At 42.1% G+C, this 254-nt stretch carries 1 pseudogene; it reads left to right on the plus strand.

Annotated elements, in window-relative coordinates:
- Positions 1–175 (plus strand): annotated as a pseudogene (locus FDX22_RS22550) (SAM-dependent methyltransferase); the annotation flags it as partial.
- Positions 176–254: the final 79 nt, after the last annotated feature.

Raw genomic sequence — 254 nt, forward strand, 5'->3', positions numbered from 1 at the left:
ATTTAGCCTGAATGCGTCTTCGCTTTATTTTACCTGTATGGCGAATGGCAACAGCCGCTTCTACAGCGTAGAGAAGTTTTATCACTATCTGAATCAGGCAGGTTTTCAGGTAGATGAACGCCACGACAACTTAGGTGTTGGGCATACTTTATTGATATGTCAGAAGAAAAAATAAGAAACAATCGGAACAACCGATTTACCGCGGATACGCGTTGATGAAATTTGCTTTCAACATTATCGACTGGCAGGCCAAG

The organism is Citrobacter sp. TBCS-14 (genome assembly GCF_005280805.1).
Taxonomy (GTDB): domain Bacteria; phylum Pseudomonadota; class Gammaproteobacteria; order Enterobacterales; family Enterobacteriaceae; genus Citrobacter; species Citrobacter gillenii.